Annotated in this window: 22 protein-coding genes; 16 read left to right on the top strand and 6 right to left on the bottom strand. The window is 71.2% G+C overall.

Going from position 1 to position 21954, the window contains the following annotated elements:
- Positions 1 to 90: 90 nt before the first annotated feature.
- The 4 genes from ACFWBD_RS21280 (at position 91) to ACFWBD_RS21265 (ending at position 4255) form a co-directional block, all read left to right on the top strand.
- Complete coding sequence (locus tag ACFWBD_RS21280) at positions 91 to 1089, top strand: ABC transporter permease (RefSeq protein ID WP_351763692.1); 999 nt, start codon at positions 91 to 93, stop codon at positions 1087 to 1089.
- Positions 1086 to 2183 (top strand): ABC transporter ATP-binding protein, encoded by a 1098-nt coding sequence (locus tag ACFWBD_RS21275; RefSeq protein ID WP_355708804.1) that lies wholly within the window; start codon positions 1086 to 1088, stop codon positions 2181 to 2183. Before ACFWBD_RS21280 ends, ACFWBD_RS21275 begins: the two co-directional genes overlap by 4 nt.
- Positions 2180 to 3535 (top strand): ABC transporter ATP-binding protein, encoded by a 1356-nt coding sequence (locus ACFWBD_RS21270; protein WP_385668795.1) that lies wholly within the window; start codon positions 2180 to 2182, stop codon positions 3533 to 3535. Before ACFWBD_RS21275 ends, ACFWBD_RS21270 begins: the two co-directional genes overlap by 4 nt.
- A gap of 63 nt (positions 3536 to 3598) precedes the next feature.
- Positions 3599 to 4255 (top strand): trimeric intracellular cation channel family protein, encoded by a 657-nt coding sequence (locus ACFWBD_RS21265; RefSeq protein ID WP_385668792.1) that lies wholly within the window; start codon positions 3599 to 3601, stop codon positions 4253 to 4255.
- Here the strand turns inward: ACFWBD_RS21265 and ACFWBD_RS21260 are convergent.
- The gene (locus ACFWBD_RS21260) at positions 4164 to 5432 is read right to left on the bottom strand and encodes an alpha/beta hydrolase (protein WP_385668881.1); all 1269 of its coding nucleotides are present in this window, start codon (positions 5430 to 5432) and stop codon (positions 4164 to 4166) included. The genes ACFWBD_RS21265 and ACFWBD_RS21260 overlap by 92 nt on opposite strands.
- Positions 5433 to 5740: 308 nt before the next feature.
- On the opposite strand from ACFWBD_RS21260, the gene ACFWBD_RS21255 reads away from it, so the two are divergent.
- Together ACFWBD_RS21255 and ACFWBD_RS21250 are read left to right on the top strand one after the other, a co-directional pair.
- Positions 5741 to 6634, top strand: a complete 894-nt coding sequence (locus tag ACFWBD_RS21255) for a thioesterase family protein (protein WP_385668789.1) — start codon at positions 5741 to 5743, stop codon at positions 6632 to 6634.
- Positions 6635 to 6838: 204 nt separating this feature from the next.
- Positions 6839 to 7240: a hypothetical protein gene (locus tag ACFWBD_RS21250; RefSeq protein WP_385668786.1), complete on the top strand. Its 402-nt coding sequence runs from the start codon at positions 6839 to 6841 to the stop codon at positions 7238 to 7240.
- Positions 7241 to 7322: 82 nt separating this feature from the next.
- Here ACFWBD_RS21250 and ACFWBD_RS21245 read toward each other — a convergent pair whose 3' ends face one another.
- Positions 7323 to 7949, bottom strand: coding sequence for a TetR family transcriptional regulator (locus ACFWBD_RS21245; protein ID WP_385668783.1), 627 nt, complete (start codon positions 7947 to 7949; stop codon positions 7323 to 7325).
- Positions 7950 to 8071: 122 nt separating this feature from the next.
- On the opposite strand from ACFWBD_RS21245, the gene ACFWBD_RS21240 reads away from it, so the two are divergent.
- The 5 genes from ACFWBD_RS21240 (at position 8072) to ACFWBD_RS21220 (ending at position 12389) form a co-directional block, all read left to right on the top strand.
- Entirely contained in the window at positions 8072 to 8239 is a 168-nt protein-coding gene (locus tag ACFWBD_RS21240) for a hypothetical protein (RefSeq protein WP_199824938.1), read from the top strand.
- Positions 8240 to 8274: 35 nt separating this feature from the next.
- A complete protein-coding gene (locus ACFWBD_RS21235) occupies positions 8275 to 8556 on the top strand; it encodes a DUF4190 domain-containing protein (protein ID WP_385668780.1) in 282 nt (93 codons plus the stop codon).
- A 60-nt stretch (positions 8557 to 8616) separates the two neighbouring features.
- Complete coding sequence (locus ACFWBD_RS21230) at positions 8617 to 9780, top strand: cysteine desulfurase family protein (protein WP_385668777.1); 1164 nt, start codon at positions 8617 to 8619, stop codon at positions 9778 to 9780.
- Between the two features lie 255 nt (positions 9781 to 10035).
- Complete coding sequence (locus ACFWBD_RS21225) at positions 10036 to 11073, top strand: formylglycine-generating enzyme family protein (protein WP_385668774.1); 1038 nt, start codon at positions 10036 to 10038, stop codon at positions 11071 to 11073.
- A 164-nt stretch (positions 11074 to 11237) separates the two neighbouring features.
- Positions 11238 to 12389, top strand: a complete 1152-nt coding sequence (locus tag ACFWBD_RS21220) for an FG-GAP repeat domain-containing protein (protein WP_385668771.1) — start codon at positions 11238 to 11240, stop codon at positions 12387 to 12389.
- 118 nt (positions 12390 to 12507) lie between these two features.
- Here the strand turns inward: ACFWBD_RS21220 and ACFWBD_RS21215 are convergent, their stop codons facing one another.
- Together ACFWBD_RS21215 and ACFWBD_RS21210 are read right to left on the bottom strand one after the other, a co-directional pair.
- Positions 12508 to 14100 (bottom strand): multicopper oxidase family protein, encoded by a 1593-nt coding sequence (locus ACFWBD_RS21215; protein ID WP_385668768.1) that lies wholly within the window; start codon positions 14098 to 14100, stop codon positions 12508 to 12510.
- A 218-nt stretch (positions 14101 to 14318) separates the two neighbouring features.
- On the bottom strand, positions 14319 to 14978 hold the full coding sequence (locus tag ACFWBD_RS21210; RefSeq protein WP_385668765.1) for an N-acetylmuramoyl-L-alanine amidase: 660 nt from the start codon (positions 14976 to 14978) through the stop codon (positions 14319 to 14321).
- 83 nt (positions 14979 to 15061) lie between these two features.
- On the opposite strand from ACFWBD_RS21210, the gene mnmA reads away from it, so the two are divergent.
- Positions 15062 to 16192: a tRNA 2-thiouridine(34) synthase MnmA gene (mnmA, locus tag ACFWBD_RS21205; protein WP_385668762.1), complete on the top strand. Its 1131-nt coding sequence runs from the start codon at positions 15062 to 15064 to the stop codon at positions 16190 to 16192.
- A gap of 4 nt (positions 16193 to 16196) precedes the next feature.
- Here mnmA and ACFWBD_RS21200 read toward each other — a convergent pair whose 3' ends face one another.
- The gene (locus ACFWBD_RS21200) at positions 16197 to 16982 is read right to left on the bottom strand and encodes an alpha/beta fold hydrolase (protein WP_385668759.1); all 786 of its coding nucleotides are present in this window, start codon (positions 16980 to 16982) and stop codon (positions 16197 to 16199) included.
- Positions 16983 to 17020: 38 nt separating this feature from the next.
- Positions 17021 to 17359 (bottom strand): DUF427 domain-containing protein, encoded by a 339-nt coding sequence (locus ACFWBD_RS21195; RefSeq protein WP_385668756.1) that lies wholly within the window; start codon positions 17357 to 17359, stop codon positions 17021 to 17023.
- A gap of 50 nt (positions 17360 to 17409) precedes the next feature.
- Here ACFWBD_RS21195 and ACFWBD_RS21190 point away from each other — a divergent pair, with 50 nt between their 5' ends.
- From ACFWBD_RS21190 to ligA, 4 genes are read left to right on the top strand one after another with little or no spacing between them, the layout of a single operon-like run.
- Positions 17410 to 17949 (top strand): TIGR00730 family Rossman fold protein, encoded by a 540-nt coding sequence (locus ACFWBD_RS21190; RefSeq protein WP_385668752.1) that lies wholly within the window; start codon positions 17410 to 17412, stop codon positions 17947 to 17949.
- Positions 17950 to 17967: 18 nt separating this feature from the next.
- Positions 17968 to 18666 (top strand): SDR family oxidoreductase, encoded by a 699-nt coding sequence (locus ACFWBD_RS21185; protein ID WP_385668749.1) that lies wholly within the window; start codon positions 17968 to 17970, stop codon positions 18664 to 18666.
- Positions 18667 to 18715: 49 nt separating this feature from the next.
- Positions 18716 to 19717 (top strand): methionine synthase, encoded by a 1002-nt coding sequence (locus ACFWBD_RS21180; protein WP_385668746.1) that lies wholly within the window; start codon positions 18716 to 18718, stop codon positions 19715 to 19717.
- A gap of 15 nt (positions 19718 to 19732) precedes the next feature.
- Complete coding sequence (gene ligA, locus ACFWBD_RS21175; protein ID WP_385668743.1) at positions 19733 to 21925, top strand: NAD-dependent DNA ligase LigA; 2193 nt, start codon at positions 19733 to 19735, stop codon at positions 21923 to 21925.
- Positions 21926 to 21954: the final 29 nt, after the last annotated feature.

Genomic DNA, 21954 nt, shown 5'->3' with positions numbered 1-21954 from the left:
GGCACGAAAGGCAGGTGAAGGCCGGCGCGGCGGATCCGCGGGTCACTGGACACAATCCGGTGGCCCGCGGTCCGCGGCGGGCCGAGAGCTGTGCTCGCTTATCTCATCAGGCGGTTGTTCGCCGCCGCAGTGATGCTCGTGGTCATCGTCATGGTGGTCTTCGGCATCTTCTTCCTCATCCCCAAGTGGGCTGGCGTAGACATCGCCTTGAGCTTCGTGGGCAAGCAGGCCGACCCTGCCGCCGTCGAGGGTGTGCGCGAGAAGCTGGGCCTGGGCGACCCGATCTACGCCCAGGTCTGGGAGTTCTTCAAGGGCATCTTCGCCGGCCGGACCTACACGGGCGGTGGCGACTCCATCCACTGCGCCGCCCCGTGCTTCGGCTACTCCTTCCGCAGTGAGCAGGCCGTCTGGCCGGTGCTGACCGACCGCTTCCCGGTGACCCTGGCGCTCGCGCTCGGCGCCGCCGTGCTGTGGCTGATCTTCGGTGTCTCGGCGGGCGTGCTCTCCGCGCTCAAGCGGGGCAGCCTGTGGGACCGCGGCGCGATGGTGATCGCGCTCTCGGGCGTCTCCCTCCCGATCTACTTCACCGGCATGGTCGCCCTGTCGATCTTCGTCTACGGACTGGACCTGTTCGACGGGCAGTTCGTGCCACTGGAGGACAGTCTCAGCGGCTGGTTCGGCGGGATGATCCTGCCGTGGGTCACCCTCGCGTTCCTGTACGCGGCCATGTACGCCCGCATCACCCGGGCCACCATGCTGGAGATCCTGGGCGAGGACTACATCCGCACCGCCCGTGCCAAGGGCCTCAAGGAGCACACCGTCATCGGCAAGCACGCGATGCGCTCCACGATGACTCCGCTGCTGACCATGCTCGGCATGGACCTCGGCGCCCTCATCGGCGGCGCGATCCTGACCGAGACGGCGTTCAACCTGCCCGGCCTCGGCCAGGCGGTGCTCAACGCCATCAAGAACCAGGACCTGCCCATCATCCTGGGCGTCACCCTGATCACTTCTCTGGCGGTACTCGTCGCCAACCTCGTGGTGGACATCCTGTACGCCGTGATCGACCCCCGAGTGAGGCTCTCATGACCGAACTCAGCAAGAGCGGAGCGGCCGTGGGCGAGCCCACCCCCGCCTCGCCCGCGCCGACCGCCTTCCTCGAAGTGCGCGACCTCAAGGTGCACTTCCCGACCGACGACGGTCTGGTCAAGTCCGTCGACGGGCTCAGCTTCCAGCTGGAGAAGGGCAAGACCCTCGGCATCGTGGGCGAGTCCGGCTCCGGCAAGTCGGTGACCTCGCTCGGCATCATGGGTCTGCACACGGCCGGTCAGTACGGCAAGCGCAAGGCGCAGATATCCGGCGAGATCTGGCTGGACGGCACCGAGCTGCTGTCCGCCGACCCGGACCATGTGCGCAAGCTGCGCGGCCGCGAGATGGCGATGATCTTCCAGGATCCGCTGTCGGCGCTGCACCCGTACTACACGATCGGTCAGCAGATCGTGGAGGCGTACCGGATCCACCACGACGTCACCAAGAAGGCCGCCAAGCGCCGCGCGGTCGAGATGCTCGACCGGGTGGGCATCCCGCAGCCGGACAAGCGGGTCGACAGCTACCCGCACGAGTTCTCCGGCGGTATGCGTCAGCGCGCGATGATCGCGATGTCGCTGGTCAACAACCCCGAACTGCTGATCGCGGACGAGCCGACGACCGCCCTGGACGTGACCGTCCAGGCGCAGATCCTCGACCTCATCCGTGACCTCCAGAAGGAGTTCGGCTCCGCGGTCATCGTCATCACCCACGACCTGGGCGTCGTCGCCGAACTCGCCGACGACATCCTGGTGATGTACGGCGGCCGCTGCGTCGAGCGGGGCCCGGCCGACAAGGTGTTCTACGAGCCCCGGCACCCCTACACCTGGGGTCTGCTCGGCTCGATGCCGCGGCTGGACCGTGAGCAGCAGGAGCGCCTGATCCCGGTCAAGGGCTCCCCGCCCTCGCTGATCAACATCCCGTCCGGCTGCGCCTTCAACCCGCGCTGCCCGTACGCGGACCTCCCGAAGGACAACGTCACCCGCACCGTCCGGCCCGAGCTGGCCGAGGTCGGCAGCCGGCACTGGGCCGCCTGCCACCTGGGCACGGAGCAGCGGGAGCGTATCTGGACCGAAGAGATTGCGCCGAAGCTGTGAGTGACGACGAGAAAGCGGTGAAGATCCCCGCGCAGGCCGAGGGCCCGACGCAGGGCGCCACGCTCACCAAGGACGCCGCCCCCGGCGAGGTCCTGCTGAAGGTGACCGGGCTTCAGAAGCACTTCCCGATCAGGAAGGGCCTGCTCCAGCGGCAGGTCGGGGCGGTGCACGCGGTCGACGGCATCGACTTCGAGGTCCGCTCCGGCGAGACGCTCGGCGTCGTGGGCGAGTCCGGCTGCGGCAAGTCCACGATGGGCCGGCTGATCACCCGGCTGCTCGAGCCGACCGCGGGCAAGGTCGAGTTCCAGGGCAAGGACATCACGCACCTCGGGGTCAGCGGTATGCGTCCGCTGCGCCGCGATGTGCAGATGATCTTCCAGGACCCGTACTCGTCGCTGAACCCGCGCCACACCATCGGCACGATCGTCGGCGCTCCGTTCAAGCTCCAGGGCGTCGAGCCCGAGGGCGGCGTCAAGAAGGAAGTGCAGCGGCTGCTGTCGGTCGTGGGTCTCAACCCCGAGCACTACAACCGCTACCCGCACGAGTTCTCCGGCGGTCAGCGCCAGCGCATCGGCATCGCCCGCGCGCTCGCGCTGAACCCGAAGCTGGTCGTGGCGGACGAGCCGGTCTCGGCGCTCGACGTGTCGATCCAGGCCCAGGTCGTCAACCTGCTCGACGACCTCCAGCAGGAGCTCGGCCTCACCTACGTGATCATCGCGCACGACCTCTCGGTCGTCCGGCACGTCTCGGACCGCATCGCGGTGATGTACCTCGGCAAGATCGTGGAGCTGGCCGACCGGGACCTGCTCTACAGGTCGCCGATGCACCCGTACACCAAGGCGCTGATGTCGGCGGTGCCGATCCCGGACCCGCGGCGCAAGCACGCCAAGAGCGAGCGGATCCTGCTCAAGGGCGACGTGCCCTCGCCGATCTCGCCGCCGAGCGGTTGCCGCTTCCACACCCGGTGCTGGAAGGCGACCCAGGTCTGCAAGACCACCGAGCCGGTCCTCGTCGAGCTGCGGACCGGCCAGCAGGTCGCCTGCCACCACCCGGAGAACTTCGAGGACCAGGCCCCGCAGGACACCGTCCTGCTGACCGTCGCCAAGGAGGCGGCGGAGCTGGTGGCCGACGAGGTGCTCGCGGAGTCGGCGGAGACGTCGGCCGCGGTCGCGGCGGAAGTGGCGGAAGTGGCGGCCGAAGCGGCTGCCGGGACCGCCGGTCCGAGCGAGCCGGGCGAGCCGGGCGAGGCCACAGAGGCCACAGAGGCCACAGAGGCCACAGAGGCCGCAGAGGCCGCAGAGGCCACGCCTGAGGCTTCCGGTGACGACGACGCTCCGGTCAAAGAGAAGTAAGTAACACCCAGCCCCCGCCTTGCAATGTAAGGCGGGGGCTTCGTGCTGGGTGAGAATATAGGGGTGCTCCAGCAAATCTTCAGCCCCTCCGTCCAGCACACGCTCGACCTGATCGGCATCTTCGTCTTCGCCATCTCGGGCGCGCTGCTGGCCGTCCGCAAGAACTTCGACGTGTTCGGCATCGCCATGCTCGCCGAGGTCACCGCGCTGGGCGGCGGAGTCTTCCGGGACCTGGTCATCGGGGCCGTGCCCCCGGCCGCCTTCACGGACCTGGGGTACTTCCTCACCCCGCTGCTGGCCGCCCTCCTGGTCGTCTTCCTGCACCCGCAGGTGGAGCGCATCCAGGCGGGCGTCAACGCTTTCGACGCGGCCGGCCTCGGCCTGTTCTGCGTCACGGGGACGACGAAGGCCTACGACTACGGCCTCGGCCTCACCGCGTCGGCCGCGCTGGGCGTCGCCACCGCCGTCGGCGGCGGTGTGCTGCGCGATGTGCTGGCCAACGAGGTCCCCTCGCTGCTGCGCTGGGACCGCGACCTCTACGCGGTCCCGGCGATCGTCGGCGCCACCGTGGTGGCGCTCTGCATCCGCTACGACGCGCTCACCCCGCTGGCCAGCGGGGTGGCCTCGGTCACCGCCTTCGTGCTGCGGCTGCTCGCGATGCGGTTCCACTGGCGAGCGCCGCGTGCTTGGAATCGACGTTCGACGGTGCGCGAGGAGTAGTCGCCTTCCCCTTCCCCTTCCCCTTCCCCTTCCCCTTTCCGTCGTGGGTGACCGGGCGCTGGTCCAGCTGGGTGGTCAGCCAGCGGAACGCCGGCACGACCTGCGGCCGCCACAGCGCCATGGTGTGGCCGCCCGCACCGGTGGGGATGTAGACGACGTGCACGGCCGTCGGCGCCTTCGCCTCCTGGCGCAGGGCCAGGGCCGCCTCGTAGCCGTCCTTCGGCTGGCCGGAGAGGTAGAGGGCCACCGGGGGCGGCACAGCGGCCTTGCACAGCAGCAGGTAGGGGTTGTTGGCCCGGCGCAGGGCGGGGCTCTGCGCGGCGAGGGAGTTGGGCTCGACGATCGGGTCGCTGTACCCGGACAGGCTCACCGCCGCCCGGTAGCGGTCCGGGTGGGCGACGGCGAGCTTGGCCGCGCAGTGGCCCCCGGCGGAGTACCCGGCGACCGCCCAGCCCTTGGGCGTGGGCTGGACCCGGAAGTTGTCCCTGACCATCTTCGGTACGTCGATGCTGAGCCAGCTGTCGGCGTTGACGGTGCCCGGGACGTTGGCGCAGCCGGTGTCCACGCCCGGCAGCAGTGTGGTGCGCGGCGCGACCAGGATGAACGGAGCGACCTTGCCCGCGCGCATCAGCGGTGCCAGTTGCTCGTGCACGTGCAGCGTCCCGTACCAGGACTTCGCGGAGCCCGGGTAGCCCGGCAGCAGCTCCACCACGGGGAAGGCGCGGTGCGCGTAGGCGGGCTCGCCGTACTGCGGGGGCAGCCAGACGTAGACCTCGGCGTTGACGCCGGAGACCTGGCCCTTGAGCTGGGTGACGCGTACCCCGCCCGCCGCGTGCATGCCCGGCCCCTCGGCCTGGGTGAACGTCTGCCGGACCCTGGGCAGCCGGTCCAGCGCGATACCGCCGGTGCCGTCGGCGCCCAGGTCGGCGGCCTGCTGCACATGGGTGCCGGTGCCCAGCAGGTCGTCCCAGGTGTCGTACAGGCCGTTGGCGTTGTTGACCAGGACGAAGACCAGGGCCACGGCCGTGCCCTGGGCGAACAGCAGCATCACCATCCGGGCCGCGGCGCGCAGGACCCGCGGCCCGCGCAGCCGCGACCACATCAGCAGCGGCAGCGCGACGGCGAGCACGGACAGCGCGATCAGGGTGTAGAGGAACGGAGTCCCGGTGAGGCTCATGTCCTTGCAGAGGGGAAAGCGGGCGTCGAGGTTACGGACGAGTTCGGACACTTACCAAGAAATTGCCGACCGCTCACCCGAACCGGTCACCGATGAGAGCCGAACCGGTCATGAGTGGGCTCGGTGTGTTTATCCGGCCGCATCACGGCCGTAGTGCGGCCTTGGCGCTGCGTAGCGCTGTAGTAGCGCGGCCGCAGCGTGCCCGCAGCGCGGCCGCAGCGTGCCCGCAGCGCGGCCGCAGCGTGCCCGCAGCGCGGCCGCCGCATCCAAAGCTACCGCTTAGTAATGAGCTGTTGTACGGTTCAGGCATGCCAGAAGCAGCTACCGCGGCGGCCGAGCGCACCTCCACCGCCTTCGTCACGACCCCGACCGGTGACAACGGGTTCGAGTTCGAGTTCGACCGCGACACCGCGCTCACCCGACGCGCGCCCGGCGTCTACGACATCGACCTCTCGGCCGGCTGGACGATCATCAGCGCCGTCAACGGCGGCTACCTTCTCGCCGTCCTCGGCCGCGCGCTCGCGGACGCCCTGCCGCACCGCGACCCGTTCACGATCTCGGCGCACTACCTCACGGCGTCCCAGCCCGGCCCCGCGGTCGTCCGTACGGACGTCGTCCGCACCGGCCGCACCCTGTCCACCGGCCAGGCCTCGCTCTTCCAGTACGACGAGAACGGCGCCGAGGTCGAGCGGATCCGCGTCCTGGCCTCCTACGGCGATCTGGACACCCTGCCGGACGACGTCCGTACGACGGCGAAGCCGCCCGCCATCCCGCCGATGGACCAGTGCTTCGGCCCCGAGGACGGACCGGCGCCCGTCGACGGCAGCTCCGCGATCGCCGACCGGCTGATGCTCAAGCTCGACCCGTCGACCCTCGGCTGGGCGCTCGGACAGCCCTCCGGCAAGGGCGAGATGCGGGCCTGGTTCGGGCTGAAGGACGGCCGTGACCCCGACCCGCTCTCCCTCCTCCTCGCGGTGGACGCCCTGCCGCCCACCGCCTTCGAGATCGGCCTGCGCGGCTGGGTCCCCACGGTCGAGCTGACGGTCCACGTCCGCTGCCGTCCGGCCCCGGGCCCGCTGCGCGTCTCCATCACCACCCGCAACCTCGCGGGCGGCTTCCTGGAGGAGGACGCCGAGGTGTGGGACAGCGCGGACCGACTGGTCGCACAGTCACGGCAGTTGGCGCGGGTCAGGCTCGGCTGAGCCTCGGGCACGCGGGCTTCTGTCACGGAGCTGTACCAGCGCACCGACCGGGTCATCGAGGTGAACTGCCTGGTCAGCAAGGTTTCTTGAGATGTGCTTTACCTGATTGACAGGCAGGGGACAGAGGAGCCCCAAGGAAGGCCTAAGCGCCGTTGGTTGAGTTCCGGTCTCAGGTCCTCCTCATCTTCCCTGGAGCTGTTTCTCATGAAGCGTGCGCTGATGCCCGTCCGTCTCGTCCCCGCGGTGGCGTTGCTGGCGCTCTCGCCCCTCGCCCTGGTGGCCTGCGGCTCGGGCGACTCCTCCTCGGGCAGCGGGACGTCCGCCCAGCAATCCTGTCAGCCGCAGTCCGGCAACCCCTCGGGCATGCCGAGCGGCGCCCCGTCGGGCGCCCCGACCGGCGCCGCCTCGGGGCAGCCGACGGGCACACCGACCGGCACATCGACCGGCATGCCGACCGGTGTTCCGTCGGGCATGCCGAGCGGCGGTCCCGGTGGCGGCGGTCAGGGCGGCGGCCAGGGTGGCCCGGGCGGTGGCCAGGGCGGCGGCTGCGGCGGTCCGGGCGGAGGCCAGGGGCAGCAGGGGCAGCAGGCCCAGCAGCAGGGCTGACGACGGTTCGGCCACAGGGGCGGCGCACCCGGGAACGGGCGCGCCGCCCCTGTGGCGTCGGTGTACGGCTGTGCCGGGCTTGTCAGTCCAGCCAGTGCCGGCGGCCGATGCTGATGAGCCGCATCTGGCGGGCGGCGAGCAGGCTGACCCGTTCCCTTTCCTCCTGTGAGGACTCCAGCGCCTCCAGGAACAGCGAGGCCGTGACGAGCATCTGGTCGACGTAGAGGTGCGAGAGCATCAGCAGGTCGTCGTCGCTCCAGCCGTCGGCCTCGGCGTCCTTGGCCAGTTCGGTCTTCACCTCCTCGGCGAACCGGGCCAGTTGGTCCCGGATCGCCTCCCGCACCGGCTGTACCCCGCCATGCCGCTCACGGGCGATGAAACGGACGGGGGCGGGGTACGCGGTCACGTGACCGGCGATCAACTCGACGGCGCGCGTGATGCGTTCCTCGCTCGATCCGCCCGTGGTCACGGTGGTGCGGATCATCGGGTGCAGGCTGCCCAGCGCCTCCTCGACCAGGGCCACGCCCAGATCCGCGGTGGAGCGGAAGTGGCGGTAGAAGGCGGTCGGGGCGACCCCGACGGCACGGGTGACCTCGCGCAGCCCCAGGCTGCTCAGGCTCTGCTCCTCCAGCAGCACCAACGCCGCGTCCATGAGCGCCTGCCGGGTCTTCTGCTTCTGGGCCTGCCTGATGCCGAGGGTGTGACTCATATCATCCAGTTAACAACTGTTCTCTGGAATTGGAAAGCCGGGGTACACGCTAGACTCTGAAGTCAGTGAACAAGTGTAACCACAACTGTTCACCCAAACTTTACGGAGGGGGATCCGATCCCATGCTGTTCCTCGTTGCGGCCCTGCTGCTGTTCGGCGTCGTCATGGGCACCGTGGCCCACGCGCCGTTCGCCTTCACCCTCGTCGCCGCCGCCGTGATCGCCGCCTGGCTCGGCGTCTTCGCGCTCCGCGAGCGCCACGGCCGTCGCCGGCACACCTCGACCCACTGACCCGCCGCACCGTCATCCACAGGAGCTGACCAGCCATGCAACTCACCGCACCGGCCACCCGCCGCACCGGCATCCGTGACACCGGCATCCGGGACACCGACGGAATGGCCGTCGCGTCCTTCGTCCTCGGCCTCCTGGGCCTCCTCGTTCTCAACGTCTTCCTCGGTCCGATCGCCATCGTCCTGGCGACGGTCGCCCTCTGGCGCGGCACGGCCCGCCGCGGGCGCGCCTTCCTCGGACTGGGTCTGGGCATCGCCGACCTGCTGGTCCTGGTGGCGTTCATGCAGGCGGACTCGACGGTTTCCTGGAGCTTCTGACCGCCCGGGCTCACCTGCCAGCGAGGCGTGCCACCCGGCCCCCGTAGAATCGGGCCCACCATGGCATACCTCGACCACGCCGCGACCACGCCGATGCTCCCCGAGGCGGTCGAGGCACTCACCGCGCACCTGGGCGTCACCGGCAACGCCTCCTCCCTGCACGCGGCCGGCCGGCAGGCCCGCCGCACGGTCGAGGAAGCCCGGGAGACCCTCGCGGACGCGCTCGGCGCCCGTCCCAGCGAGGTCGTCCTCACCTCCGGCGGCACCGAGGCCGACAACCTCGCGGTCAAGGGCCTGTACTGGTCCCGCCGCGACACGGACCCCGCCCGCACCCGCGTCCTGGCCAGCCCGGTCGAACACCACGCGGTCCTCGACGCCGTGCACTGGCTCGGCGAGCACGAGGGCGCCACGGTCGAGTACCTGCCGGTCGACTCCTACGGGCGGGTCCACCCCGAAGCGCTCCGCGAAGCCGTCGCCCGCAACCCTCACGACGTGGCCCTGGCCACCGTCATGTGGGCGAACAACGAGATCGGCACGATCCTGCCGGTCCGTGAACTGGCGGACGTGGCAGCCGAGTTCGACGTCCCGCTGCACGCCGACGCCGTCCAGGCCTTCGGTCAGGTCCCCGTCGACTTCGCCGCCTCCGGCCTCGCCGCGATGACGGTCTCCGGCCACAAGATCGGCGGCCCGTACGGCATCGGCGCCCTCCTTCTCGGCCGTGAGTACACCCCCGTGCCCGTCCTGCACGGCGGCGGCCAGGAGCGCCATGTCCGCTCCGGCACCCTCGACGTCCCCGCCATCGCCTCCTTCGCGGTCGCCGGACGCCTCGCCGCCGAGCAGCGCGAGTGGTTCGCCCGCGAGATCGGCGCCCTGCGCGACGCGCTGATCGACGCGGTCCGAGCGGCCGTCCCGGACGCGATCCTCGGCGGGGACCCGGTGGACCGGCTGCCGGCCAACGCCCACTTCATCTTCCCGGGCTGTGAGGGCGACTCCCTGCTGCTGCTGCTCGACGCCCAGGGCATCGAGTGCTCCACCGGCTCCGCCTGCACCGCCGGCGTCGCCCAGCCCAGCCACGTCCTGCTGGCCACCGGCACCGATCCCGACCTGGCCCGCGGCACCCTGCGCTTCTCCCTCGGCCACACCTCCACCGAGGCCGACGTCGAGGCGGTCGCCAAGGTCATCGGCCCGGCGGTGGAGCGGGCGCGCGCGGCCGGACTGACGTAACGCCGACGATCTTCGGTGGCGGTGGCGGTGGCGGTGGCGGTCTGACGATCTTCGGTGGCCGTGGCCGTGGCCGTGGCTGCGGATGCTGCTGCCGCGGTGGCTTCGGTCGCCTCGGTTGCTCCTGTCTAGTGTCGACACTCGGCTCGAATATAAGGGTCACCTGTCAATACTGCCGCTAGGTGTCGACAGTTGAGGGTGTGTGGTCTACCTTCCGGTGCAGGTTCCCGCCCAGTCCTGTCGACAGAAGGCCACCCCATGACCGCCGATGCCTCGCGCGAACGCCACGTCACCCGACGGAAGTTGTTCCTGCTCGGCGGTGCCGGAGCCGCCGGGCTCGTACTGCCCGGCCGGGCCCCGGCGGCAGCGGCGCCGGGCGCCGCGCGGGAGGACGCCGCCGGGGAGGAGCTCGTGGAGATCCCGGCCGATCCGGACTTCGTCTTCGCCGCAGACCTGTCCAACAACAAGGGCGCGGGGGAGGCCGCCGCGGTCCCCGCCGGCTACTGGCTCGGCGCCTGCCAGGTCACCAACGCCCGGTACGGATCGTTCCTCGAGGACTCCGCCCGCACCGCCCCCTCCTACTGGCCCGACGGCGCCGTCCCGTCCGGCAAGGAGCAGCACCCGGTGCTCGGGGTCTCGGCGGCGGACGCCGACGCCTACTGCGCCTGGCTCACGGCCCGGGCCGACGGCCGGACCTTCCGGCTGCCGACCGAGGCGGAGTGGGAGAACGCGGCGCGCGGCCCCGGCGCGTACGCCTACCCGTGGGGCCGGGACGCCGGTACCACCTACACCGGCTCCACGCTGACCAGCAGATACAACTACAACGCGGTGTGCGCCGCGTACTACCTCGCCCACCACGGTTCCACCGAGGCGACCTACGACAACGCCCGGTCCAGCCGCTACGGAGAGAGCGAGCCGATCTCCGACATCCTCTCGGTCACCGCGACCGGCGGGGTGGGCGGCTGGATCGACCACTCGACCTGGACCGGTTTCGTCTACACCGACGTCTTCGACGCGCTGACCGCGACCGGGGGCCACACCTCGGCCGTCGGCGCGTACCCGGACGGCGTCAGCGCCCACGGCGCGTACGACATGGCGGGCAACTGCTTCGAGTGGACCTCCAGCGTGGTCACGGCCACCAACGGAGCCGAGGCCGGGCAGCGGGTCAACGCCGTGCGGGGCGGCTCCTGGTACGCGACCGGCCGCAGCTGCGCCACCTGGTACCGGGGCGAGGGCCGCGAAGGCGGCGGCGGCTACCCCACGGTGGGCTTCCGTGTCGCGGCCGACCGGAGCTGACCGCCACCGAGCCGACCGCCACGCCGTGCCCGGCTGAGCAGGACAGAACTCGCAGCCGCTTCGGCAGGCCGATCGGCCGGTGCGAGCCCCATGACTTGGAGCGGAGCCGACGGCAGCCCTCCTCGTACGCCACGACCAGCGCCACGACCAGCGGAAGGAACCGCATGAGCCCGACCCCGTCGAAGTGCCGCCCCGCCCTGGCCGCCCTGCTCCTCGTCGGAGCCCTGGCCGCTGCCCCTGCGGCCACCGCCGGCGAACGGGCCGCGAGCACCTCCTGCGCGGGCAGGCTCTCGTACACCCGGTTGGACACCTCCTCGACGGCCGCCGCGCAGACCCGGCACCTCGTCACCGGGGACCTGAACGGCGACGGTACGCAGGACGTGGTCGCCGCCAACCTCGACGCCGACTCGGTGACCGTGCTGCTCGGCGCGGGCGACGGGACCTTCGCCGCGGGCGCCGCCCACGCGGTCGGTACGCGCCCCTACCAGAGCGTGCTCGCCGACTTCGACGGCGACGGCAGCCTCGACCTCGCGACCGCCGACTTCGGCGGCGCCCAGGTCAGCGTGCTGCTGAACAACGGCGACGGCGGGTTCGGCACGGCCTCGGCGCTCGGCGTCGGCACCTCGCCGCGCGCGCTGGCCACCGGTGACCTCGACGGCGACGGCACGCCCGACCTCGTCGTCGCCGAGCAGGGCCCGAGCACGGTGCGCGTCCTGCTCGGCCGCGGCGACGGCACGTTCGACGACCGGGGCGCAACCGCCACGGGGAGTCAGCCGCACGGCGTCGTCGTCGGCGACTTCGACGGCGACGGCGCGGCGGACGTGGCCACGGCGAGCGTCGGGAGCGCCGGGGTCGGTGTGCTGATCGGTGACGGCACGGGCGGCCTCGGCGCCGTGACCGGGTACGCGGCCACCGCCCGTCTCTACTCGCTCGCCGAGGGCGACTTCGACGGGAACGGCACCCTCGACCTGGCCGCGGTGAGCAACGGCGCCGACGCGCTGGACGTGCTGCCGGGCAACGGCGACGGGACCTTCGGGGCGGCCACCACCTACGCCACCTCCGCGCTGCCGGTCGCCGTGGGCGCCGCCGATCTGGACGGCGACGGACTCGCCGACCTCATCGTCTCCTCCCTGAAGGGCGACTCGGTGGCTCTCTTCCAGGGGGTGGACGGCGGCCCGCTCACCCCGCTCGCCGAACTGCCCGCCCCCGGCGCCTACGACGCGGCGGCGGCCGATCTCGACGGTGACGGCGTACACGACCTCGCGGTGGCCAACAGCACCGGAGGTGAGGTGGATGTGTTCAAAGGCGCCTGCTAGCCACCGCCACCACCATGGACCTGGCCCGGGTGCGCCGGGCCAGGGGCTGCCGCCGGCACTTCCACTGCCGGCGGCAGCCTGCTCAGGAGGCTGGAGTGACTGGCCCGCGGGAGCCGGGCTAGCTCTCCGTGACCATGAGGGACGCCATCATGCCCTCGTCCTCGTGCTGGAGAAGATGGCAATGGAGCATGTACATGTACGTGTCGTCGGTGAAGTCGGTGAACTTCATCGCGATCTTGATGGAGCCGCCGCCGACCACCTCGAAGGTGTCGAACCAGCCCAGGTTCACGCCGGTCGGCGCCTCACCGTTGATCTCGATCAGCTGGTAGGGCACGTCATGCAGATGGAACGAGTGTTCGAGCTGCGTGCTGTTCGTGATCGTCCAGATCTCCTCGGCGTCCAGCGTGGTGCTGATCATCGCCATCTTGGCCATGGTGGTGCCCGCCGAGCCGTTGATGGTCATGGTCCCGCCGGTGCCCTGGCCGAGGGTGATCGTCCGCGCGGTGAAGGTGCTCGTGTCGTACCGGGTGATGGTGTTGAGCGTGCTCGGCAGGGCGGCCGGGGTGTCGGTGGCGTCCGGGGTCACGGTCAGGAAGTCGTAGGTGCCGCTTCCGCCGCGGATCCAGCCGGTGGTGACGACGGCCTGGAGCGTGACCGCGTCCTCGAGGTCGAGGACGAACTCGGCGCGGGCGCCGGCCACCAGCCGGATCGTGGTCACCTCGGTGGCCTCGGTGAGATAGCCCTGGTCGGTGGCGATCTGGGTGAGCGTCCCGCCGTCGCCGCGCTGGACGGTCATGATGTCGGCGGGGGAGGCGTTCAGGACCCGGAAGCGGGTGCGCTTCTTGGTGGCGGTGAAGCCGAGGGTCGTCGAGTCCACGTTGGTGCCGTTGACCAGCACCGGGAAGGCGACGCCGGAGCTGCGGTAGCCGGTGGCCTCGTACTTGATGTCGCCGGCCGCGTCGACCGCCAGACACTGGAGGATGATCGGGATGTCGTCGACGCCGTACTCGCTCGGCAGCGCGGCCGAGACGTCCGAGTCGTCCTCCACGATGATCATCCCGGCCAGGCCGTGGACCACCTGCTCGGCCGTGGTGCCCAGGGCGTGCGGGTGGTACCAGAGGGTCTTGGCCTCGTCGAGGACCTCGAAGGTGGGCGACCAGGTCACGCCGTCCGCGAAGGCGTTCTGCGGGCCGCCGTCCATCTTGGGCGGGATGTGGGCGCCGTGGAAGTGGACCGAGGTGTCCGCGCCCAGGGTGTTGGTGAAGTTCATCAGGACCGTGTCGCCCTTGGTCCACTTCATGGTCGGGCCGAGGTACGAACCGTTGTAGCCGGCCGTGGTGCTGGTGACGCCGCTGAGCACTTCGCTGGTGCCGGTCTTCGCCGTCAGGGTGTAGGTGGTGGCGCCGTCGGCGGTGGTGGCCTCCAGCAGGTCGGGGATGGTGAGGGTGCCGGTGGCGTCGGCGGCCGACGCCTTGTTGCCGTTGCCGCCCGTCAGCAGGGAGAAGGTGACCCCGGCGGTCCCGACGGCGGCCAGCCCGGCCGCGCCCGCCATGCCGCCGAGGAACTTCCGGCGGTGCAGGCCCTTGCCGTGCCCGCCCTTGGCCTCGCTGCCCTTCGTGTGGCGCTCGTCCTTGGCACCCCGGTCGCTTCGCGCGTGGGCACCCTTGCTCTGCCGTCCCGCGCCGGAGGCGGGATCTGTGGTGTGGGTCATGGCCGTGGAGCTTTGGGCTAAGGCCTATGTAAAGACTGGGTCGAACATAGGAGTGAGCCGAGGAGGCTGTGCGACCGCCGTGCGCACCAACTCCACTGAATGAAAGCCAAGTTGGTGGAACGCAGGTCATGTTCGGGGCGCGGGACACATCGGACGGCCGACTCTCATCAGTTGTTCACGATTTTGGGCACATGTGACCTGTATCACATTGCCGGCCCTCAGGGGGTCGAGGTCTGCGCCTCGCGCACGAGCCGCAGATACCGATCCCAGTCCCAGTGCTCGCCCGGGTCGGTGTGATCCGTGCCCGGCACCTCCACATGCCCGATGATGTGCTCCCGGTCGACGGCTATGCCGTACCGCCGGCAGACCGCGGCGGCCAGCCGGGCGGAGGCGGCGTACATCGCGTCGGTGAAGTCCTGCGGCCGGTCCACGAAGCCCTCGTGCTCGATGCCCACACTGCGCTCGTTGTACGCCCGGTTGCCCGCGTGGTACGCCACGTCCAGCTCCCGGATCATCTGTGTGACGTGTCCGTCCTTGCCGACGATGTAGTGCGCGGCCGCCTTGTGTCCGGGGTCCTCGAACGCCTTCACCGCGCTGTCGAGGTCGCCCTGCGTGACATGGACGACGACCATGTCGATCCCGTAGTCGTCCGGCCGGTCCGCCCAGCGGAAGTTGGCCTCCGACGCCGCCACCCACCGGGCGCCCCGGAAGTCCACGGCCCCCTCCACACGCTGTCTGCGCACGCCCGGCAGCCGCCAGTACAGCCGCGCCAGTTCGTCGCGCGCCAGCACGCCCGTGCCGACGGCGGCCGCCGCCCCGCCGATCAGCAGGGCTCGCCGCCCGATCCGCCGGTCGGAGTCGCTCTTCTTCGCCCCCATGTCCGTGCCCTTCCTCGCCCCTCGTGATCGTCAACGCATACTCGCGGGCTCCGGTTCCCGACGACCCGTACCCTGGAACGGTTATGACTGAGACCTCGCAGCGTTCCCGCCCCCTTCGCGTACTCGCCGCCATGTCCGGCGGAGTCGACTCCGCCGTCGCCGCCGCCCGCGCCGCCGAAGCCGGCCACGACGTGACAGGCGTCCATCTCGCGCTCTCCGCGAACCCGCAGTCGTTCCGCACCGGCGCGCGAGGCTGTTGCACGATCGAGGACTCCCGCGACGCCCGCCGTGCCGCCGACGTCATCGGCATCCCGTTCTACGTCTGGGACCTCGCCGACCGCTTCCGCGAGGACGTCGTCGACGACTTCGTCGCCGAGTACGAGGCCGGCCGCACCCCCAACCCCTGTCTGCGCTGCAACGAGAAGATCAAGTTCGCCGCGCTGCTCGACAAGGCGCTCGCCCTGGGCTTCGACGCGGTGTGCACCGGCCACTACGCGAAGGTGCTGGTCCGAAAGGACGGCACGCGCGAACTGCACCGCGCCTCCGACATGGCCAAGGACCAGTCGTACGTCCTCGGCGTCCTCGACGACCGGCAGCTCGCCCACGCGCTCTTCCCTCTCGGTGACACGCTGACGACGAAGGACGAGATCCGCGCGGAGGCCGAGCGCCGGGGCCTGGCGGTCGCCAAGAAGCCCGACTCCCACGACATCTGCTTCATCGCCGACGGCGACACCCAGGGCTTCCTCGCGAACCGGCTGGGCCGGGCGGAGGGCGACATCGTCGACGAGTCCGGCGCGAAGGTGGGCAGCCACGAGGGCGCGTACGGCTTCACCATCGGCCAGCGCAAGGGCCTGCGCATCGGCACCCCGGCCGCCGACGGCAAGCCGCGCTACGTCCTCGACATCTCCCCGGTGAACAACACGGTGACGGTCGGCCCGGCCGCCTCCCTGGACGTCGGCGCCCTGACCGCGATCAGGCCCCGCTGGTGCGGAGCCGCCCCGACCGGCCCCGGCACCTACACGGCCCAGCTGCGCGCCCACGGCGGCGAGACCGAGGTGCGGGCCGAACTCGTCGACGGCTCACTCGAGGTCACCTTCGCGGAGCCCGTCCGGGGTGTGGCCCCCGGCCAGGCGATCGTGCTGTACGACGACACGCGCGTGGTGGGCTCGGCGACCATCGCGACCACCGTGCGGGCGACGGCCGGGGTGGCCTGAACCGTCAGCCGCGCGACCCGAGGAACTCCGCCAGCACCGGTGCGAGGACGTTGGGGTCCACCATGTGGCTCTGGCCCCCGAGCTCGCGGTACGTGCCGTCCGCGACCGCGTCCGCGACGGCACGTGTGGCCTCGCGCAGCCACGGCGGACTGGCCTCGCCCGCCAGGGCGAGCACCGGGACGCCGATCGAGGCCAGCCGCTCCCGGGGCGGCGGGCCGCCGCCCAGCACGGCGTCGTCGTGGGCGAGGGTCGGCGCGATGGCCTCCATCCCCGCCCACATCGGTGACTGCCGGGCGCCCCGGATCATCTCCTCGGCCAGACCCGTCAGCCGCAGGAACAGCTCGACGGCGTCCCCGCGCCGCCCCTGCGCGAGCGCCTCGGTGAGGTTCGCCGTGTACGCGGCCCGTCCCCGCACGTCCTGCTCGTCCAGGGCGTACGGCGTCTCGTACACGGCCACCCGCGGCACCGGCAGGCCGGCGGCCGCCGCCTCCAGCACCAGCGCGCCGCCCGAGGAGATGCCGTACAGCGCCGCCTCGCCGCCCGCCGCGTCGATGAGGGCCGCCAGGTCCTCGACCTCGCGGGCCACCGCGTAGGGGTCCGTGTCGCCGCTCTCGCCGCGGCCCCGGCGGTCGTACCGCAGGACCGTGAAGCGGTCCGCGAGCAGGCCGGCCAGGGGCGCCATGGTGCCGCCCGTGGACATCGCCCCGCTCACCAGGACGACCGCGGGCCCCTCGCCGGCGCGTGCGTACGCGAGTTCGGTGCCGTCGCGCGAAATGGTCTTCTTTTCCATGCTCATGCAGACTGCCGCACGGCACGGCGGTCATCGGCCTACGACACCTCCGCTTCCGAGACTTCCACTTCGTAGAAGCAGAGATGGTTCTTGATCTCGGCGACATCGGGCTTGGGATCGGGGTAGGCCCAGACGAGGTCCGCCGCGTCCGGCAGCGACCAGTAGGACGCCGTTCCCTTGAAGGGGCAGTACGTGTGGGTGTCGGAGGGGGTCAGGAGGTCCAGCCGTACGTCCTCGGCGGGGATGTAGTACCGCACGGGACAGCCGGTCTCGCGCAGGGCGAGCGCCCGGCCGGTCTCGGCCAGCACGTGGTCCCCGTGGACGACCCTGAGGCGCCGGCCGTCCCGCTCGATCGTGATCGTGTGTCCGTTGGCCATACCGGAACAGCACCCGCGGGCCCCCGGTTCTTCCCGCGTACCGTGGCTCCATGCGTATCTGCGTCTTCCTCTCCGCCGCCGACCTCGACGACCGCTACACCCGGCCCGCGCGCGAGTTCGCCGAACTCCTCGGCAAGGGCGGCCACACCCTCGTGTGGGGCGGTTCCGACGTCGGCCTGATGAAGGTGGTCGCGGACGGCGTGCAGGAGGCGGGCGGCCGGTTGTGCGGGGTGTCGGTGGACTTCCTCGCGGCCACCGCTCGGGCCGGGGCGGACGAGATGGTCGTCGCGCGGGACCTCGCCGAGAGGAAGCGGCTGCTCCTGGAGAAGTCGGACGCGGTCGTGATCATGGTCGGCGGGACCGGGACGCTGGACGAGGCGACCGAGATCCTCGAGCTGAAGAAGCACGGGCACACCGACAAGCCGGTCGTGCTGCTCAACACCGCGGGTTTCTACGACGGCCTCAAGGAGCAGTTCCGGCGCATGGAGGACGAGGGCTTCCTGCCCGTGCCCCTCACCGGCCTGGTGTTCTTCGCCGAGGAGCCGGTGGGCGCGCTGGCCTATCTCGAAGAGAGCCGGGGCATCGAGTGATGTGACGGTGATGCGAGCATGGCGGGCATGGCTACTCATGTGATCACCGGAGCCGGTTCCGGCATCGGCGCGGCCGTCGCCCGCCGCCTGCACGCGCGCGGGGACGAACTCGTGCTGCACGCGCGCGACGCGGGCCGCGCGAAGGAACTGGCGGCGGAGTTTCCCGGGGCCCGGACCCTGGTCGGCGACCTGGCCGAGCCCGCCAAACTGAGCTGGGCCTTCTCCCACCAGACGCTCCCCGACCGGGTGGACTCCCTCCTCCACATCGCCGGCGTGGTCGACCTGGGCCCGGTCGGCGACCTGACCCCGAAGTCCTGGCGCCACCAGCTCGACGTCAACCTGATCGCCCCGGCCGAGCTGACCCGCCACTTCCTGCCCCAACTCCGGACCACCCGGGGGCACGTGGTCTTCGTGAACTCCGGGGCGGGGCTGCGGGCGAGCGCCGACTGGTCCGCGTACGCCGCCTCCAAGCACGGCCTGAAGGCGCTGGCGGACGCCCTGCGCGCCGAGGAGCACGGCAACGGCGTCCGCGTCACCTCCGTCTACCCCGGCCGCACCGCCGGCCCCATGCAGGCCAAGGTCCACCAGCAGGAGGGCAAGGAGTACGACCCGGGAGAGTGGATCGACCCCGAGTCGGTCGCGACGACGATCCTGCTGGCCCTCGACCTGCCCCGGGACGCGGAGGTCAACGACCTGACGGTGCGGCCCGGACGGTGAGGCCGCCCGCGGGGCGGGACACGCTCCCGCGCCTACGTAGGCTTCACCCGTGAACGCACACTTCAGTTTCGGCCCCGCCACCGGCGTCGGCTCCCTGCCCGGCGGTGACGCCCGCGAGGCCGCCAGGGCCGCCACCGGGTCCTTCGAGGACTTCCCGTTTCTCGCCGAGCTGCCGGCCCGCGGCCCGGGCGCCGACATGATCGGCCGCACCGCGGGGATGCTCGTCGAGCTGTTCGCGCGCGTGGAGCCCAGCGGCTGGCGGCTCGGCGACCGGCCGGGCCGGGACACCAAACGGGCCCGGTCCTGGCTGGGGGAGGACCTCGACGCGCTGGAGGAGTTCACGCAGGGCTACGAGGGCCAGGTGAAGGTGCAGGCCGTCGGGCCCTGGACCCTCGCCGCCGCGCTCGAGCTGAAGAACGGTCAGTCGGTGCTCTCCGACCACGGCGCCCGCCGCGACCTCGCCGGCTCCCTCGCCGAGGGCCTGCGCCTCCACCTCGACGAGGTGCGGCGCCGGCTACCCGGCGCGCAGCTCGTGCTCCAGCTCGACGAACCCTCCCTGACCGCCGTCCTGCGCGGCCACGTGAAGACCGCCAGCGGCTACCAGACCCACCGCGCCGTCGACCGGCAGGTCGTGGAGGCCACGCTCCGGGACGTGGTCGGCGTGCACGGCGACGGCCCCGTCGTCGTCCACTCCTGCGCACCGGACGTCCCGTTCGCCCTGCTGCGCCGGGTCGGCGCGGCGGCCGTCTCCTTCGACTTCTCGCTGCTCACCGAGCGTGACGACGACGCGATCGGCGAGGCGGTGGAAGGCGGTACCCGGCTGTTCGCCGGTGTCGTGCCCGGCGTGGACGCTCCTTTGTCAGACCCTGCCGGTAGCGTCATGGGTGTCAGGACGCTGTGGCGCAGGCTGGGGCTGCAACCGGGGCTGCTCACGGAGGCGGTCACCCTCACGCCGTCGTGCGGCCTCGCGGGAGCTTCCCCCGCGTACGCGCGCCAGGCCCTCGCCCACTGCGTCCTGGCGGCGAGATCCCTCGCGGACAACCCAGAGTAACGGGAGGACGACACGGTGGCCGGCGACAGGCAAGCGGAGACGACGGTGCCCAGCGAGGCACGGGAGCAGCACGCGCAGCTGGCTGAGCAGATCGAGGAGCACCGCTTCCGTTACTACGTGAAGGACGCTCCCGTCGTCAGCGACGCGGAGTTCGACCGGCTCCTGCGCGCCGTGGAGGCACTGGAGGAGGAGTACGCCGAGCTGCGGACGCCCGACTCGCCGACCCAGAAGGTCGCGGGCGCGTACGCCACGGAGTTCACGGCCGTCCAGCACCGCGAGCGCATGCTCTCCCTCGACAACGCCTTCGACGACCTGGAACTCGCCGCGTGGGCCGAGCGCGTCCACAAGGACGTGGGCAGCTCCGCGTACCGGTTCCTGTGCGAGCTCAAGGTCGACGGCCTCGCCGTCAACCTCACCTATGAGAACGGCCGTCTCACACGCGCGGCGACCCGTGGCGACGGCCGCACGGGCGAGGACATCACGCCCAACGTGCGCACCATCGCGGAGATCCCCGACCGCCTCACCGGCGACGGGGTCCCGACCCTGGTGGAGATCCGGGGCGAGGTCTACTTCCCGATGGAGAAGTTCGAGGAGCTGAACGCCCGGCTGGTCGAGGCGGGCGACAAGCCCTTCGCCAACCCGCGCAACGCGGCGGCCGGGTCACTGCGCCAGAAGGACCCGCGCGTCACCGCCTCCCGCCCGCTGCACATGGTCGTGCACGGCATCGGCGCGCTGGAGGGCTACGAGGGCCTCGCCCGCCTGTCCGAGGCCTACGACCTCCTCAAGACCTGGGGCCTGCCCACCTCCCCGCACAACAAGGTGGTCGGCGACCTCGACGGCGTACGGACGTTCATCGCGTACTACGGCGAGAACCGGCACTCGGTGGAGCACGAGATCGACGGCGTGGTCGTCAAGCTCGACGAGATCCGCCTCCAGGGGCGGCTCGGCTCCACGGCCCGTGCCCCCCGGTGGGCGATCGCCTACAAGTACGCGCCGGAGGAGGTCAACACCAAGCTCGTCAACATCCGCGTGGGTGTCGGCCGTACCGGCCGCGTGACGCCGTACGCCCAGGTCGAGCCGGTCACGGTGGCGGGCTCCGAGGTCGAGTTCGCCACCCTGCACAACCAGGAGGTGGTCAAGGCCAAGGGCGTGCTGATCGGCGACACCGTGGTGCTGCGCAAGGCCGGTGACGTGATCCCGGAGATCCTCGGCCCGGTCGCCGACCTGCGCGACGGCAGCGAGCGCGAGTTCGTGATGCCGGCCGAGTGCCCGGCGTGCGGTGCGGCGCTGCGGCCGATGAAGGAGGGGGACATCGACCTGCGCTGCCCCAACGCCCGTGCCTGCCCGGCCCAGTTGCGCGAGCGGGTGTTCTACCTGGCCGGTCGCAAGGCGCTGGACATCGAGCAGTTCGGTTACGTCGCCGCGGCCGCCCTCACCAATCCGCTGGAGCCGGCCGACCCCCCGCTGCGGGACGAGGGCGACCTCTTCGACCTCACCATCGACCGGCTGCTGCCCATCAAGGCGTACGTCCTCGACCAGGACAGCGGGCTGCCCAAGCGGGACCCGAAGACGGGTGAGGAGAAGATCGCCACGGTCTTCGCCAACCAGCAGGGCGAGCCGAAGAAGAACGCGCTCGCCATGCTGGAGAACATCGCCGCCGCCAAGGAGCGTCCGCTGGCGCGCATGCTCACCGGGCTGTCGATCCGTCACGTCGGACCGGTCGCGGCCGAGGCGCTGGCCCGCGAGTTCCGCTCGATCGAGCGGATCGAGCAGGCGTCGGAGGAGGAGCTGGCGGCCACCGACGGGGTGGGCGCCATCATCGCGGCCTCGCTCAAGGAGTGGTTCGCCGAGGACTGGCACCAGGAGATCCTGCGCAAGTGGAGGGCCGCCGGCGTCCGCATGGAGGAGGAGGGCTCCGGGGAGGACGAAGGACCGCGTCCTCTCGAAGGGCTGACGGTCGTCGTCACCGGCACCCTGGAGCACTTCACCCGGGACGGCGCCAAGGACGCCCTGCAGAACCAAGGGGCGAAGGTGACCGGTTCGGTTTCGAAGAAGACATCTTTCGTCGTTGTGGGTGACAATCCCGGATCCAAGTACGACAAGGCGATGCAACTGAAGGTGCCGGTTCTGAACGAGGACGGCTTCACCGTCCTGCTGGAACAGGGTCCCGAGGCGGCGGCCGAAGTGGCCCTTCCGGCCGAGGAGTAGCGACGAGCTGCGGTTGAAGGTCACCCGAT

The sequence above is a fragment of the Streptomyces sp. NPDC060002 genome (genome assembly GCF_042737245.1).
In the GTDB taxonomy this organism is placed as follows: Bacteria; Actinomycetota; Actinomycetes; order Streptomycetales; family Streptomycetaceae; genus Streptomyces.
Note: the sequence above shows the minus strand (reverse complement) of the source record. Positions and strands in the feature narration are given on the sequence as shown.

Coding starts and splice junctions, on each gene's coding strand:
- ACFWBD_RS21275 (WP_355708804.1), top strand. CDS start 1,086: ATGACCGAACTCAGCAAGAGCGGAGCGGCCGTGGGCGAGCCCACCCCC.
- ACFWBD_RS21260 (WP_385668881.1), bottom strand. CDS start 5,432: ATGAGCCTCACCGGGACTCCGTTCCTCTACACCCTGATCGCGCTGTCC.
- ACFWBD_RS21255 (WP_385668789.1), top strand. CDS start 5,741: ATGCCAGAAGCAGCTACCGCGGCGGCCGAGCGCACCTCCACCGCCTTC.
- ACFWBD_RS21250 (WP_385668786.1), top strand. CDS start 6,839: ATGAAGCGTGCGCTGATGCCCGTCCGTCTCGTCCCCGCGGTGGCGTTG.
- ACFWBD_RS21245 (WP_385668783.1), bottom strand. CDS start 7,949: ATGAGTCACACCCTCGGCATCAGGCAGGCCCAGAAGCAGAAGACCCGG.
- ACFWBD_RS21240 (WP_199824938.1), top strand. CDS start 8,072: ATGCTGTTCCTCGTTGCGGCCCTGCTGCTGTTCGGCGTCGTCATGGGC.
- ACFWBD_RS21235 (WP_385668780.1), top strand. CDS start 8,275: ATGCAACTCACCGCACCGGCCACCCGCCGCACCGGCATCCGTGACACC.
- ACFWBD_RS21230 (WP_385668777.1), top strand. CDS start 8,617: ATGGCATACCTCGACCACGCCGCGACCACGCCGATGCTCCCCGAGGCG.
- ACFWBD_RS21225 (WP_385668774.1), top strand. CDS start 10,036: ATGACCGCCGATGCCTCGCGCGAACGCCACGTCACCCGACGGAAGTTG.
- ACFWBD_RS21220 (WP_385668771.1), top strand. CDS start 11,238: ATGAGCCCGACCCCGTCGAAGTGCCGCCCCGCCCTGGCCGCCCTGCTC.
- ACFWBD_RS21215 (WP_385668768.1), bottom strand. CDS start 14,100: ATGACCCACACCACAGATCCCGCCTCCGGCGCGGGACGGCAGAGCAAG.
- ACFWBD_RS21210 (WP_385668765.1), bottom strand. CDS start 14,978: ATGGGGGCGAAGAAGAGCGACTCCGACCGGCGGATCGGGCGGCGAGCC.
- mnmA (WP_385668762.1), top strand. CDS start 15,062: ATGACTGAGACCTCGCAGCGTTCCCGCCCCCTTCGCGTACTCGCCGCC.
- ACFWBD_RS21200 (WP_385668759.1), bottom strand. CDS start 16,982: ATGGAAAAGAAGACCATTTCGCGCGACGGCACCGAACTCGCGTACGCA.
- ACFWBD_RS21195 (WP_385668756.1), bottom strand. CDS start 17,359: ATGGCCAACGGACACACGATCACGATCGAGCGGGACGGCCGGCGCCTC.
- ACFWBD_RS21190 (WP_385668752.1), top strand. CDS start 17,410: ATGCGTATCTGCGTCTTCCTCTCCGCCGCCGACCTCGACGACCGCTAC.
- ACFWBD_RS21185 (WP_385668749.1), top strand. CDS start 17,968: ATGGCGGGCATGGCTACTCATGTGATCACCGGAGCCGGTTCCGGCATC.